This window comes from Microbacterium sp. zg-B185, assembly GCF_030246885.1.
GTDB lineage: Bacteria > Actinomycetota > Actinomycetes > Actinomycetales > Microbacteriaceae > Microbacterium.
Genome location: NZ_CP126739.1, coordinates 2,332,048 through 2,346,930, shown reverse-complemented (window position 1 = coordinate 2,346,930; position 14,883 = coordinate 2,332,048). Strand labels below are relative to the sequence as shown.

Genomic DNA, 14,883 nt, shown 5'->3' with positions numbered 1-14,883 from the left:
CTGTTCTACGCCGCGGCCGCTGAGACAACATTCAATACGTCCAGACACGCGCCCAGGGCGTTCGCGGCAGCCCCTGGGCTAAGCCAGGATGAGATTGCCGGCATCCGTGTATGCCTACCTCTGTACCTACTACGCGGCAGGAGTGCCCCTCGTGGTCAACCACGTCAACTTCATCTGGAGTATCGCCGAGTCGCTGCGCGGCCCGTTCAAGCCGTCGGAGTACGGCTCGGTGGCGCTCCCGTTCACGGTGCTCCGCCGGCTCGACGCCGTCTTGGCCGACACGAAGGCAGCCGTCCTTGAGGTCGCGCCGACCGTCGCCGGCGCTCCCGAAATGCTCCAGACGATCAAGCTAACCGGCGCGTCGAGGCACCAGTTCTACAACACGAGCCCATTCGACTTCGCCAAGCTCGTGGCCGACCCGGCCGATCTCCGTGCGAACCTCTCGTCATACCTGGCTGGCTTCTCGCCGAACGTCCGCGACATCTTCGAGCGGTTCGAGTTCGACAAGACGCTGAACAAGCTGGCCGAGAAGAACAAACTGTTCGTGGTGACGGAGAAGTTTGCGCAGGCCGACTTCCACCCGCGCACGGTCAGCAACATCCAGATGGGCCTCGTGTTCGAAGAGCTCATCCGGTTCGCTAACGAAAAGTCGAACGAGACCGCCGGCGACCACTACACCCCGCGTGAAGTCATCGCGCTGATGGTGCAGCTGCTATTCGCAGTCGACGACGACGCGCTGTCGAAGTCGGGCGTGGTGCGCTCCATCTACGACCCGACCGCCGGCACCGGCGGCATGCTGTCGGTCGCGGACGAGTACCTGCGGAAGATGAACCCGGGCATCCAGCTCAGCCTGTACGGGCAGGACTACAACGACGCCTCGTACGCGATCTGCAAAGCCGACATGGTCATCAAGGGCCAGGACGTCGACAACATCGCCCTCGGCGACACCCTCACCGAAGACCACTTCGACGACAAGAAGTTCGACTACGGCCTCTCCAACCCGCCGTTCGGCGTCGACTGGAAAGACCAGCGCGCCTACGTCGACGACGAGCACACCAAGCTCGGCTTCAACGGGCGTTTCGGACCCGGCACACCCTCGGTCAGCGACGGCGCGATGCTGTTCCTGCTGCACCTGGTGTCGAAGATGCGCAAGCCCGAAGATGGCGGTTCCCGGATGGCGATCGTTCTGAATGGATCGCCTCTATTCTCCGGCGCCGCCGGCGGCGGGGAGTCGAACATCCGCAAGTGGCTGCTAGACAACGACCTCGTCGAGGCGATCGTCGGGCTGCCGAAGGACATGTTCTACAACACCGGCATCTCCACCTACATCTGGGTGCTGACCAACCGCAAGACCGCCGACCGCAAGGGCCGGGTGCAGCTGATCGATGGCCGCGATATGTTCACCAAGCTCCGCAAAGGCCTCGGGTCCAAACGCAACGAACTCTCCCCGGAGAACATCGAGACCATCGTCGGCCTGTACGCGGGGTTCGAGGCCGGCGAGCACTCGAAGATCTTCCGCAACGAGGAGTTCCTCTACCGCACCATCACCATCGAGCGCCCGCTCAAGCTGAACTGGCAGGCGACCCCCGAACGCATCGACGCGGTCATGGCGACGAAGGCGATCGAGAAGCTGAGTGATAGGGATGCTGCCGCCCTGCGCCGCACGTTGCAAAACCTCGCCGCCACACCTCCGCTCGTTGAGCGAGCGCCGCAGGCGCGAGACGAAACGCCCGACGCGCTGCTCTGGAAGGACCGGGCGCAGTTCCAGAAGGCATTGAAGGATGCCGGCAAGGCCGAGGGCCTCGCTCTCCCCGCTCAGCTGCTGAAGACCGTCACGACGGAGCTCGGTGAGCAGGACGACACCGCCGACGTGTGCCTCGACGCGAAGGGCAATCCCGACCCGGATGCCTCACTCCGCGACACCGAGAACGTGCCGTGGGACGAGGACGTCGACGTCTACGTCGCCCGCGAGCTGCTGCCCTACGCTTCCGATGCATGGGTCGACCACTCCAAGACGAAGGAGGGTGCGGAGATCCCCTTCACCCGCCACTTCTACAAGTACGTTCCCCCGCGTCCACTTGAAGAGATCGACCGGGACCTCGAGGCCGTAATGGATGAACTGCGCGCGATGCTCGTCGAGGTGGAGCGGTGATTACCGCAGCGTCCACTGACTGGGCTAGAACGACTTTTGGGCGCCTGGCTCGAATCGGGAACGGAGCTGACTATTCCAGTGTCGAAGTCCAAGACGGAGGCTACCCGGTGTATGGGTCCGGGGGCCTGTTTCGTCGGGCATCCGCCTATCTGTTTGATGGTGAATCAGTGCTGTTCGGACGAAAGGGCACCATAGATCGGCCGTTGTACGTCACGGGAAAGTTCTGGACCGTGGACACGATGTTTTATAGCGTCATCGACGACCGGCAGCTGTTGCCCCGCTTCGCCTATTACTGGGCAACCACCCTTCCGTTCGGCGCCTGGGCGACTGACACTGCGCTACCGAGCATGACCTCGACAGCGATCAAGGCGGCACCGATAGCCGTGCCTCCTCTGCCGGAGCAGCGGGCGATCGCGGATTATCTGGATCGGGAAACGGCGCGAATCGACGCGTTCATCGCCAAGAACGAGGAGCTCACCGCCCTCCTCGCGGAACGGCGTGCCGCTGTCATCGCAAGGTTCGTTAGCCGAGGTGTCGAGCGAACAGCCAATTTCAAATCGAGTGGTCTGGAGTGGGCCAGCGAGGTTCCGGAAACGTGGAAGGTTGGGAACATTCGGCGATTCGCATCGATGAAGACGGGTCACACGCCGAGCAGGCAAAACCCCGAGTACTGGCTGGACTGTGAGATTCCATGGTTCACGCTTGCTGATGTGTGGCAGCTACGGCAGGGGCGCCGGAACATGAGTCAGACCAGCGAGAGGATCTCGGAAGTCGGCCTCGCAAATTCGGCTGCCGAACTTCTGCCCGCCGGCACCGTCGCACTGTCCCGGACAGCATCGGTCGGCTTTGCCGGGATCATGTCAGTTCCGATGGCGACCAGCCAAGACTTCTGGAATTGGGTCCCACGGGAGGGTCTGATGTCCGAATACCTTTGGTACCAGTTCCAGTCCATGAAGCCGGAGTTCGAACGGCTCATGACCGGGTCGACGCACCGGACGATTTATCAGGCCGATGCCGCATCGTTCACCGTATTGGTACCGCCGCTGGACGAACAGAGGGCGATCGTCGCGCGGCTCGACGCAGAAACGCACCAAATCGATGCAGCGATGAAGACCGCCCGCCACGGCGTCGGGCTGGCACGGGAGCGTCGTGCCGCGCTGATCTCGGCGGCTGTGACCGGGATGATCGATGTGGGGTTGGCGGCGTGAGTGATGTTGCGGGCGCGCATCTGGAGTCGGCGCTGGAGAACGAGATCGCGGAGCACCTCGCCGCGACCGACTGGTTGTACTCGGCGACTGATGCCGGCTACGACCGGGAGCTCGCGCTGTTCCCCAAGGACGTTCTCGAGTGGCTCGCTGAGTCGCAGCCGACCGAGTTTGCGAAGGTCGTCCGCCCCGGTGACACCGAGGCTCAGCGGAACGCGGCGGGTCGCAGCATCCTGACTCGCGTCGCCAAGTTCCTCGACAATGATCCGTTGAGGAACGGCGGAACCATTCGCATCCTGCACGAGGGCTTCTCGATGGTGCCGCTGCACGGTGGAGCGGTGAAGTTCAAGCTTGCGCAGTTCCGGCCGGCGACGACGAACAATCCGGACACGCTCGATGCGTATGCGAAGATGCGGGTGCGGGTGATGCGTCAGGTGCATTACTCGGCGAAGCACCCGAACAAGGCGCTGGATCTGGTGCTGTTCGTGAATGGCATCCCGGTCGCGACGATCGAGTTGAAGACCGATTTCACCCAGTCGATCGGCAACGCGGTGAACCAGTACCGGTTCGACCGGTCGCCGGCGGGGGAGCCGTTGTTCGCGTTCGCGAAGCGGTCGCTGGTGCATTTCGTGGTGTCGAACTCCGAGGTTCGGATGACTACGAAGCTCGCCGGACCGTCCACCCGGTTCCTGCCGTTCAATCGCGGCGCGGACCACGGCGCGGGCAATCCGGTGAACCCGAACGGTTCGGCGTCCGCGTACTTCTGGGAAGAGATCCTGCAGCGCGACACCTGGCTTCAGTTGCTTGGGTCGTTCGTGCACCTGCAGGTCGAGGTCGATGTCGACCCTGACACGGGTAAGAAGACCCGCACCGAGAAGATGCTGTTTCCGCGTTACCACCAGTGGCGAGCCGTGACGCGGCTCGTCCAGGCGGCGCGTGCTGAAGGACACGGCAACCGCTACCTCGTGCAGCACTCGGCGGGGTCGGGCAAGACCAACTCGATCTCGTGGCTCGCCCACCGCCTTTCGCAGCTCCACGACGAGCAGAACGAGCGGGTGTTCGACACGGTCGTGGTGGTCACCGACCGCACGGTGCTCGACAAGCAGCTGCAGGACGCGATCGCGCAGTTCGAGAAGCAGGCCGGCGTCGTGCAGTCGATCACGAAGGATGCGGGCGAGTCGAAATCGAAGCAGCTCTCCGCGGCGCTGACCGGTGGCAAGAACATCGTGATCGTCACGATCCAATCGTTCGAGGCGCTGATCACCGCGATCCAGACCCTGCCGGAGCTGAAGGGGCGCCGGTTCGCGGTGATCGCGGACGAGGCGCACTCGTCGCAGACCGGGTCGACCGCGGGCGCGTTGACGAAGGTGCTCTCGCCGAGTGAACGCGCGGCGGTCGCTGAAGGTGCGCCGATCGACTCGGACGCCTACCTGCAATGGGCGATGGAGGTGACAGCATCCGCCCCCAACATCTCGTACTTCGCATTCACCGCAACCCCGAAGGCGAAGACCCTCGAGCTGTTCGGCAAGGTCCCGGAGGGCGGAGACTTGCCAGAGCCGTTCGATCTGTACTCGATGCAGCAGGCGATCGAGGAGAAGTTCATCCTCGACGTGCTGCAGAACTACACGCCCTACAAGGTGGCGTGGAAGCTGCAGCATCCCGATTCCGACTACGACGGTGTCGGTGAGGTCGACGAGTCGACGGCGGTGAAGGCGCTGGTGCAGTATGTGCGCCTGCATCCAACGAACATCAGCCAGAAGGCGAAGATCGTCGTCGACCACTTCCGCGCGTTCGTGCAGCCGCTGCTGGACGGAAAGGCGAAGGCGATGGTCGTCACCGGGTCGCGCAAAGAGGCGGTGCGGTGGAAGAAGTACCTCGACAAATACATCGCGGATGCCGGGGTGCTGGGTGTGTGGTCACTCGTCGCGTTCTCCGGCACGGTCGATGACCCGGAGGACGTCGGGGAAGGGCTGACGGAGCGCACCCAGAACCCGGGCGCGCAGTCCGATCTCGCGGAAGCGTTCAAGCCGGCGACGTACAACGTGATGATCGTGGCGGAGAAGTTCCAGACCGGGTTCGATCAGCCCCGCCTGGTCGCAATGTATGTCGACAAGAGGCTCGGCGGAGTGCAGGCGGTGCAGACCCTGTCGCGGCTGAATCGGACGCACCCCGGCAAGGACAAGACGTTCGTGCTCGACTTCGTCAACGAGCCGCAGGAGGTGCTCGACGCGTTCCTGCCCTACTACCGGAAGGCGACGCTGACCGCGACGACGGACCCGAACCTGATCTACGACCTCGTCGGCAAGCTGGACTCGTCCGAGATCTACACGATGGCAGAGGTCGAGCAGGCGTTCGATGCCGCGCTCACCGGCGGACTGAATGCGAACTCGAAGGTGTCGGCCGCGACCGCGCCTGCGGTGGACCGCTTCAACAAGCGGTGGATTGCCGCGGTGCTTGATGACGACAAGACCGAGCAGGACGAGTTGAAGCTGTTCAAGGCGGATGCGGGCCAGTTCGTGAAGTTCTACGACTTTATCTCCCAGGCCCGCAACCTCGAAGACACCGACCTGCCACGCCGGCACTACTTCTTCCGCCGCATCCTGCCCCAGCTGTCGACCGCGACCTACGCGGAACCGGTGGACATCTCGCTGGTGCAGCTCGTGGGCTACAAGATCAACCCCGGCGACGCTGTGAAGCTCAACCTCGAACAGGGGCCGGGCCTGGATCCGATCGCGGCGATTGGATCGGGCGCGATCCACGAGAAACACCGCAGTGGGCTCGAGGAGATCATCCACAAGCTCAACGAACGCCTCGGCGACAAGTACGGTGTCGGCGTCATCGACATCACCATGAACCACATCGTCGGCAAGCTCGCACTCGACGTCGATCTCGCCAAGCAGGCAGAGGTCAACACTCCACAGCAGTTCGCCGAGTCGCCGGCACTGCCCAAGGCGTTCCAGAAAGCCGTCGTCGAGGTGCGAGCGGAAACGCCCGCCTTCATTGACGACCTGCTCGGCGACAGTGGACTGTTCTCGGAGCTGGGGAAGGCGCTGCCAGCCATGCTGTACGAATACCTGAAGAGGAAGAAGTCCTTGGACTGGGGCGGGCGAGCATGAACGTATGGGGCGTTCACAACGACTCATTGCCCTCTAAGTGGCCCTCGACTGGCATCTCATCTTCGTTCGCGGGGCCTCATGCTGAGGTGACGTCTCACCGCGGCATATTGACCGCGTGCGTGGTGGACCGCCGCTACCGCGGGCCGGTAGAACACAGGGGCGATTCTGGGTGACCGTGGCGCTAGTATAGCCCGGCGCTTGCACCCGCCTTCGTAATCGCGCATAGGGCGATTGTGGGGCAAGTCGGGGAACGCAATGCTACGGAGAGATTCGTTGGGGACGGTGGTGCCCGCCGCCTTCGCCGTGCAGATCGCGCTCTGGCCGAGGCGGCCTTCTTGCTCGCGCTTTAGATCTCGAGGAGTTGATCGAAGTACGTTTCGGTCTCCCGTTTCCCTTCACGAATCATCGCCTTTGCCGCAGCGGTGTACTCGGAGTCCCGCATCATATATTTCGCAAGCCACCGTAGGGCCTCCGTGAACTCGGAGCGTGCGATCGCGTGCCGAGCAGTGTCTGCTGTGTCGATCTCATCTAACCGTCGCATCGTGAGTCGAACGCGATTCATCCCGCTGACAACCTCGCTTGCAACCTGACCACGTCGCCCGTTGAGTCGTTCGTGGTCGAGGTGATAGGCCTCGATCGACTCGATCGCTCGCCGGCGAGGAGCTGGCTCTTCGCTGCTTGCCACCACCCTGCCGTCGGTAGCGAAGTCAAGAAGCGCGGGATCGGTCGGTACGGTCGGGTCCAACAGCACGGGAGACTCCCTCCCGATGTCATCACCCTCCCCGACTGCGCGATCGCTTTCGTCGACTATTGGGAATCGATCAAGCTTGCCGCCACTGGTTCCCCCAAGTGCGTCCACTCGACGCTCGTTGCAATACTTACACGCGAAGCGATAGTTGGAGGAGTCAAAGGCAAGCCACCAATAGCCGGGGTGACTGGGCAGCGAGTCTACTCGCCCCTTCGGTCGGTAATGCTCGACATAGAAGTCGTCTCTGACAACTCTCGTCTCGCAGTACCAGCACTTGTTGGAACTGCATTTGGCGAGTTCGGTTGACATGTCTCGCCACACACTCGCCCGCTCTTTCAGAGCTTGCCCCCTGCTACTGCCTGCCTGGCTGGCAGCTCGCACATGCGCCGTTGCCTCAGCCGCCCGGCTGGGCCAACCCGCTGGAATGGTGATCCCAAAAGTGCTTACATATATCACGGGCGCCTCAATCAGTGGGATCCATCTGCTCCAGCACTTCTCGCACCAGACGTTGATAGTCCACCGACTGCTGCCGGGTTAGCGGTTGCAATTCGAGAAGGCGCCTTTCCTGGAGTTTATCCAATTCCATGAGGAATCGGGCATATAGAGGGTCCGGGTGTAACGAAGCAAGCGTCGCGCTTCCCAGTGTCTCATCAAGCTCCTCAAGTTCTCGTTGCTCTTCCGACGTGCGGCTCTCCTGATTCGTCAGATGCTTGCGCCGGTCAAGGTCGCGCACTCGCGCGGGCGAGAACATCGACGGGAACCCAAACAATTCGCTCATCAGCACCCCGCTGACGCCCATTTCAACTGGATCTGTCTCCGGCTGATCTACGCGCACAGTTCCGTCGGCGTTAGGGGAGAGTTGACGGACCTGATTGCGCTTGAGAAGGGAGATCGCGACAGGATCGTGCGAAGCGATGATCATCTGGGTGGCTTGTCGGTCTCCCACTGCTTCATCGATTAGGTCAAGGAATCGTAGACTCCACACCGGATTCAAGTGTGTGTCTGGCTCATCCAAAAGGAAAAGTGACTCTTCCTCCTTCGTGAATCGGAGGAGACCAAGCACCATAAGCAACTGTTGCTCGCCCTCACTAAGCTCATGGAAGGTGACTCGCTGCCCGCTGGAACCCTTTGTCAGTTGCACCCGGACGTCCGAGATCAGATCGGACACGAAGGCACTCTCGAGCGTAGTAAAAAGCTGACGAGCGCCGGAGAGAGACTCATCCGACCTCAACTCGCTGACCAGCGCTTGAAGCTCCGCTTGACCCGGCAGGTACAGGAATAGGTGATCGAGATCTTTGTGCTGGCGAAGACCGGTCGTCACTCTGATCTTCAGAAGTAGGGGCGCAAGTGAAGAGGCGTAAAGGGCGGTCAAGAAGGATCGTACGACCCCCTGTGCACCCCAGAAGTCAGCTTTGCCTTTTCTGTTCTTCCTGCTGGCGGCCCAAGATGGCTCCTTCAGGACGAAGAGAACGCTTTCGACGCCCGTGATTCCGAGTTCGCGTCCAAGGAATGGGAACGCAGAAAGGGATCCATCAACAAGAAACGACAGAAGCACAAATTGACTGTGGATGGGGCGCCCATAGATCATCCGCTGGTGCGCCCCTTCAACCTGTCGCATCATGTCGTCCCGGAACTTAGCGAGCGGCTTTTCGAAAATCGCCTCAAGGCGGTTGCTAGGTCCAGAATAGTACGCGAACACCGTGTCGGGTAGCACGCCTCGAAGGTCAGATACCCATGAGGCCTTCTTGCCATCAATCGACAGGGAGGATGAGCCATTGATCTGGTTCGCGAGGTCGATCCTCTGATTGCGGATGAGGTACGTCAATTCATAATCAAAGTCTGACCGCGCGCCGCTGGAGTCAAGGTCTCGAAACACTGTTGTAATTGCCTCGATTAGGTTCGACTTACCAGCGCCGTTGAGGCCCGCCAATACTGTTGTATGAGACTCCGGATCGAAGGATATTTCGAAGTCTACGAGATTCTTGTAGCGAGGAAGCCGGACCCGTAGAAGCCTCATCGGACCGCCACAATCCTCTCCTGCGAGTGGTCGTATGCAACAACACCTTCGTCAATCAGTTGCGCCAACCTGTCAAAAAACAGATGTGCTCTTGATGCGTCGAACCCAGCGTCGTTGAATGCCGTTTCTGGCGAAACACCCGAAGCGTTTTCGCGAACCACTTCGAGCAGACTCTTTGGCTTACCCAATTCCGCTCCAATGCGTTCTGGTAGATTCAATGCGACCGGCCGTAAGGTGCCTGGATCAAATGCGATTTGAGCCGACGTCTGGCCCTCGATCGCGTTCGCTATCACCCGTCTGCGGGCAGGCCCAATCGCGCCGAGTGCGTCGCGGGTCACTGACGCGGCCTGGTCAAGTTTTCTCAGCTTCGATTTCAACTCCAAGGCTTGCTGCTGCTGTTCTTCCCAAGATGGTGCGTCAATTCGTAAACGCCGGAGCTCTCGCATGTAGATGGTTCGAATCGTGGCCCCTTGGCCGAGCGTTTGAAGAAAAGGCCTCGCGTGGACCAGGACGAGTTGTAGCCAGTCCGGATCCAGGTCGTCTCCGCAAACCCAGTTAGCGAAGTCTTGACTTGTGCACATAGGAAGTCCCAGCTGCACGACGTAGCCGATCGACGCGGTTCGACTGAGAGAGACGGTGCCAACGGGAAGTACTACTGCAGACGAGTTTGCGATTCCTTCCTCGGTGACGGTGCGTGCGGTCTCGGTGACAATCTCGCCGTCGTTGTCTCGCGCGTCCGCGATCCCTAACCATGGAATGCCTCCGTTCCAATATGCGGAGTTGGAGCGACTCGGCGTATGCCCCGTTTTCAGTTCGGCGATCTCGGAAAGCAGCGGACTGTCGCTATCGTTTCCGACGGAGATCAGTGTGCGACTCTCGTCAGGGCGAGAACCTCGGAGAACACGCGTAAAGAGCGCTTCGCGTTCTGAGACGCTCTCAACGAGAGCTTGCTCGAGGTCTGATTGAGACTCGTCCAGGGAAGCTAGAAGGCGGAACGCGGCGCGAGCGATCTCGGGCTGCTCATCGAACGGAGGAACCGAAACTTCTGCTGAGAGAACGTCCTCTCGACGGATGCCGGGGATGTGTCCACGGGCGGCACGCCTCCACACGGGTGAGAGGCCCGTGAGGGCAAGCCGAACGTAGTCGAGGTCCAGTGGCTCGTGTGGCACGAAAGCAGCTATGTCACGGCCAATGCATGCCGCGGTCCCAGGCAACACTTGGCCAGCAGAGGACCCCTTCATGACGACAAAGATGCTTCGTTCCGGAGCCCAACGTGTCGGCTCGCTAGTCCATCTTTCGATCTTGAAAGCGCCATTCTCGAATTGGTGCGGACCGCTAATGTACGGCCAGCCGTTGCCGTCGTCATTGAGTAGGTCAGCCGAAGGGGACTGGCCCGAGACTAGCGCGCCAAGATCGCCTAGCAAGGCCCGCGGCCATCTCAGCTCAGTCGAAGGGGTCGTTGCCACGCTTCACATCCTCGAGGAGAGCAAGCGCCGAAGCAAAGGGCCGCGCCATGCCATCTAGAATCGCGCTGAACTCTCGCGCTCGGTCACATAGGGAACTGAACACACCGCCGAGCGAACGCAGAGCCTCGACCACCAGGAACCTGACCTTATCGCATCCACCCAGGCGATGGTCTCGTCGTGCGCAGGGTCGGCAGTCGTAGAGGTGTAAGACCTCTCTGGAGGCACTCCGTCGCAGAGTCCACCCACACCGGGGAACCGCGTTGACCTGTTGTTCGTCCACCGGCGTTCGATACTTTTCGAGATCTCTTCGTCGTCGTGGCGGGGCTCCTCATCGAGCTCTGGCACCTGGATGAAGTATGTCTGCTTCTCGTCGTTGTCACGTTGCGCGCGATACATGGCCGTCAGGCGCTGCTGTCCGTCAAGTAGGTGCTCAGTGACCGTCTCTGCAGTACCAAGTGCCTGTCTCCGACATGTGTCACTTGCGCCACGCCCCGCGGAAGATCGCTGATGATCGTGACGAGCATCGAGGCGAGGCCACGCGCTTCGACTCCGGGGGAACTCCACGCTCAAAAGTTGGCAATCGCAGCTGGCCCGGTCGATGCTTACACCAGTGCTTGATTGTGCGCTTCTGCGCTTCGCGACGGGCGCCCTCCTGTGCCTTCTCCTTGAATCCCAGGATGCGGGCGGCCCACATTAGGTCTAGCTCCAAACACCGTGCCGGAGGCCGCGGAAACCTAGACACAGAGAGGGACCGATGAAATCCAAGCCCGGAGGCGACGACGAAGAGCGACCCGGTGCCGGCCATCACTCCGACGCTGAGCCCTGATGCGACCTCACCCCCGAACACCGACAGATAGACCACGATGCACGCAGGCACCCGCGGTGGACGACACCCTTTGAAACCACTTTGCGACAGTTACCTGCAACGCAGAAAAATCCCTGGATAACCCGGAAAACCTAGCCTAGCCTGGCGCCATGCGCGGAGGGCTGGAGCGATGGAAGAGGGGTGTCGAATCCCGTGGGGTTCGGCATGCGATCTCGTACGCTCTCGAGGGCACATGCGACGCCCACATGCCTTACCCGACGGGCGCCGAAGCGCTCGAGGCGTATGGCGCAGCATCCGATTCAACCGTCTCTCGGTTCATCGTCGACAACGGCGTCATCACGTCCGACGAACTCACAGCCGGCGGACTTCGTGTCTGGCTTACCGGGCACGACCCGGCCACGGGGGAGGAGCGAGGCCACCAGCGGCTGAGCCCCGACGCTGACCTGCTGCTCGATGGGACCCTCAATCACCCGAAGTCGTACAGCATCGCGGCGCTGCTGCATCCCGAGCTCGCGGGCGAGTTCGAGGCGCTCCAAGACCGGCTGCGTGAGCGCATCCTGCTGACGTGGCAGATCGAGCTCAACGCGCGGCGCGGGCATGGTGGGCTCGTTCGCGAGGAGATCACGCGTATCGAGGTCGTCGAGCTGCAGCATCGTCGATCCCGGGCGCTCGACCCGCACATTCACCGTCACCTGTGGTTGAACATCAAGGTGCTCGGTGCGGACGGCAAGTGGTCGAACCTCGACTCGCGCGTCGCGATGAAGCTGCACACCGTCGTCAACGCCGAGGGCGAGCTCGCCGCCCGCACAGACCCCGCGTGGATCGCCGCGCTCGCGCGCCACGGGTACACGCTCGACGACGCGGGGGAGATCACCGAACTCGCCGGCGCCGTGCGCCCACTCTCGCGCCGCTCGGCGCAGATCGAGGCCAACCGCGCGCGTCTGATCGCGGAGTGGTCGGCGGCGCACCGGGGATCGGCGCCGAGCGTCGACCTGCTCCATCAGATCGACCGGCGCGCGTGGGCGGTGGCGCGACCGAACAAGCCGGCTGACCTCGACGAGATGTCGTGGGAGTCGCGCGTCCGTGACGAGATCGCGGCGATCGATCCGAGCCTGATCACCGCGCGTGCACCGATTGCAGTCGCTTCGACAGACCTGCACGCGCTCGATCTGGAACTGCTCGCTGCGGCGGCGATTGTGGATGCGGACCAACGGTCCACATCATGCGGCGGGCGGTTCAGCACATTCGACATCCGCGCTGGCGCAATACGCGCACTCTCGCGGACGGGCATCGCTGTCGAGCGCAACCAGCTCGACGACGTGATCGTCGAGGTAACGACGCGCGCCGCGAAGGCCGTCTATCGGCTCGTTGCCGACGTTCCACCAGCGCACGTAAAGGCCTTCATGGCGACCGAGACAGTGCGGGCCAAGGTGCGCCTCGCCGGACGCCTTGATGTGCTTGCCCGGCCGGGGCGCTCGCTCCTGCCGAATGAGTTGTATCGGTTCGCGCCCAACGAGGACATCTCGACGCTGGATACTTCGCAGGGCGTTGCGGCGTGCGCTATCGCCGGTACTGGCGGGCTCGTGACGGTCACAGGCCCCGCTGGCACAGGCAAGACGATGATGCTGCGTGTTGCGCTCGCAGCGCTCGGTGCGCAACGGCGGCGGATGCTCGTCGTCGCTCCGACCCGGAAGGCGGCGTCGGTGGCGTCTCGCGAGGTGGGGGCTGCAGCATCCAGTATTCATGCGCTGCTCGCCGACCACGGCTACCGGTGGGGTGCCGATCAGGCTGGTGCCAAGGTGTGGTCACGACTGCGCGTGGGGGAGATCGACCCCAGCACGGGCGTCGCGTATGGCGGGCCGGCGCAGTATGTGTTGCGTTCTCGCGATCGAATTGTGGTCGATGAAGCGGGCATGGTCGATCTGCAGACGGCGAACGTGCTCGCCGATCTTGCGATCGAACAGGGGGTAGGGCTCGCGTTCGTCGGGGACCCGCACCAGGCGCTGCCGGTCGGACATTCCGGTGCCATGGGTTCGGCGATTCGGCACGCAAATGCCGCGGTCGAGCTCGACACGGTGCATCGGTTCCGGGATGCCGAGTACGCGGCGCTCACGCTGCGGCTGCGCAACACGAGCGACCGCGAGCATGCGCTGCCGGTCGCCGGTGAGCTGGCGGAACGCGGTCATGTCGTGCGGGTCGATCATCATGATGCAGCCCGTGAGCGGATGATCGACGCTTATTTCGAGTGGCACGCGCGTGGCAAGCGGGTGACGTTGGTTTCCGGTACCAACGCTGAGGCTGATGCCATCAACGACGCGATCCAGCAGCGGCGAGTCGATCACGGCGAGCTGGATCCCGCCGCGGCCGCGTGGGGGATGGGGGAGCAGCGCATCCTCGTCGGCGACACCGTCCAGACCCGCCGTAACGACCGGCTCACGGGCGTCGAGAATCGTGCGCAGTGGATCGTGCGGGAAATCCGCGAGGAGTTTGTCGATCTTGTGTCGGTTGGCGACAGCGGCGAGTTCCGGCGGGTGTCTGCCGAGTATGCGCGTGAGCACCTGCAGCTCGCCTACGCGTCGACAGTGCATGGCGTGCAGGGCGACACTGCCGACGCCTCAGTGGTCGGGCCGAACGTGGACGCGGCGGGCCTGTACGTCGGCCTCACACGCGGGCGGGTGCACAACATCGCGATCGTGGTCGCCCGGACGGATACCGCCGCCCGCGAGTGTCTCGCCGAATCGATGCAGCGCGGCACGCCGGAGCTGACGATGCAGGACGCTGTGCGCGCGGCCCAGGCGGAGATGCGGCGCGCGGCGCGAGCCCGCGACTTGGCGATGTGGACGGGGCCGGTTGTTGGGTCGCCGAATGCCGCGCGTGGGATCGGGATCTAGCGGCGTTCGATTTCGCGGGGGCGCAGCGCGCAAGCCTTCGGGCGGGCTATCCGGGACAAGAAGGGGCTGACGCCGTCTTTTGTCGTTAATGCAGCGCGAAACCACCTCGGACCAGCAGGCAAAGATCTTGCATACTGGTGGACGATCTGCTCGAGGTACGCGCACGCGCAGACGCTCACTGTGATGCTCCGCGGTATCCGCACGAGCAGGAGCACGCCGGATGGTGAAATTCTCGATGTGACCACGGATGCTGACCTCTTGGCTGACGTCGTGGAGTTCGGGATCTCAGTGACCGACATACTGGTCGATCTACTAAGGAAGCGCGGGTTCGAGCGACGTCATGGCGCCTCTTAGACGATGCGCGTGAATCCGTGCGCGGAGGGACCGACATGCGGGCGGTAACCGGGGGCCGCAGGCTGGGGTCAGACGCCGCGGTGTCGGACTGTTCCGGGAGGATCGTGG

The 14,883-nt window shown here is 62.6% G+C and carries 7 protein-coding genes; 4 read left to right on the top strand and 3 right to left on the bottom strand.

All coding sequences use genetic code 11. The features are described from left to right. Positions 1–88 precede the first annotated feature (88 nt). Genes QNO12_RS11305 through QNO12_RS11295 form a run of 3 tightly spaced genes read left to right on the top strand, consistent with a single transcriptional unit; the run spans position 89 to position 6,473 of the window. On the top strand, positions 89–2,152 hold the full coding sequence (locus QNO12_RS11305; protein WP_257503332.1) for a type I restriction-modification system subunit M: 2,064 nt from the start codon (positions 89–91) through the stop codon (positions 2,150–2,152). Beyond that, complete coding sequence (locus QNO12_RS11300) at positions 2,149–3,360, top strand: restriction endonuclease subunit S (protein ID WP_257503331.1); 1,212 nt, start codon at positions 2,149–2,151, stop codon at positions 3,358–3,360. The genes QNO12_RS11305 and QNO12_RS11300 overlap by 4 nt, the downstream gene beginning before the upstream one ends. Beyond that, the gene (locus tag QNO12_RS11295; protein WP_257503330.1) at positions 3,357–6,473 is read left to right on the top strand and encodes a type I restriction endonuclease subunit R; all 3,117 of its coding nucleotides are present in this window, start codon (positions 3,357–3,359) and stop codon (positions 6,471–6,473) included. The genes QNO12_RS11300 and QNO12_RS11295 overlap by 4 nt, the downstream gene beginning before the upstream one ends. A 346-nt stretch (positions 6,474–6,819) precedes the next feature. Here the strand turns inward: QNO12_RS11295 and QNO12_RS11290 are convergent, their stop codons facing one another. From QNO12_RS11290 to QNO12_RS11280, 3 genes are all read right to left on the bottom strand, one after another. Beyond that, a complete protein-coding gene (locus tag QNO12_RS11290) occupies positions 6,820–7,530 on the bottom strand; it encodes an HNH endonuclease family protein (protein WP_257503329.1) in 711 nt (236 codons plus the stop codon). A gap of 154 nt (positions 7,531–7,684) precedes the next feature. Then, positions 7,685–9,046 carry an AAA family ATPase gene (locus QNO12_RS11285; RefSeq protein ID WP_257503328.1) on the bottom strand — a complete coding sequence of 454 codons (1,362 nt, stop codon included), beginning with the start codon at positions 9,044–9,046 and terminating at the stop codon, positions 7,685–7,687. Between the two features lie 188 nt (positions 9,047–9,234). Beyond that, a complete protein-coding gene (locus tag QNO12_RS11280; protein ID WP_257503327.1) occupies positions 9,235–10,407 on the bottom strand; it encodes a restriction endonuclease subunit S in 1,173 nt (390 codons plus the stop codon). Between the two features lie 1,368 nt (positions 10,408–11,775). Between QNO12_RS11280 and QNO12_RS11275 the strand changes: the two genes are divergently transcribed. Continuing rightward, positions 11,776–14,421 carry an AAA family ATPase gene (locus tag QNO12_RS11275; protein WP_374761041.1) on the top strand — a complete coding sequence of 882 codons (2,646 nt, stop codon included), beginning with the start codon at positions 11,776–11,778 and terminating at the stop codon, positions 14,419–14,421. Positions 14,422–14,883 lie beyond the last annotated feature (462 nt).

Excerpts from the sequence above, each read along its gene's own strand:
- QNO12_RS11305 (WP_257503332.1), top strand. The coding sequence starts at position 89 with ATGAGATTGCCGGCATCCGTGTATGCCTACCTCTGTACCTACTACGCG.
- QNO12_RS11290 (WP_257503329.1), bottom strand. The coding sequence starts at position 7,530 with ATGTCAACCGAACTCGCCAAATGCAGTTCCAACAAGTGCTGGTACTGC.
- QNO12_RS11275 (WP_374761041.1), top strand. The coding sequence starts at position 11,776 with ATGCCTTACCCGACGGGCGCCGAAGCGCTCGAGGCGTATGGCGCAGCA.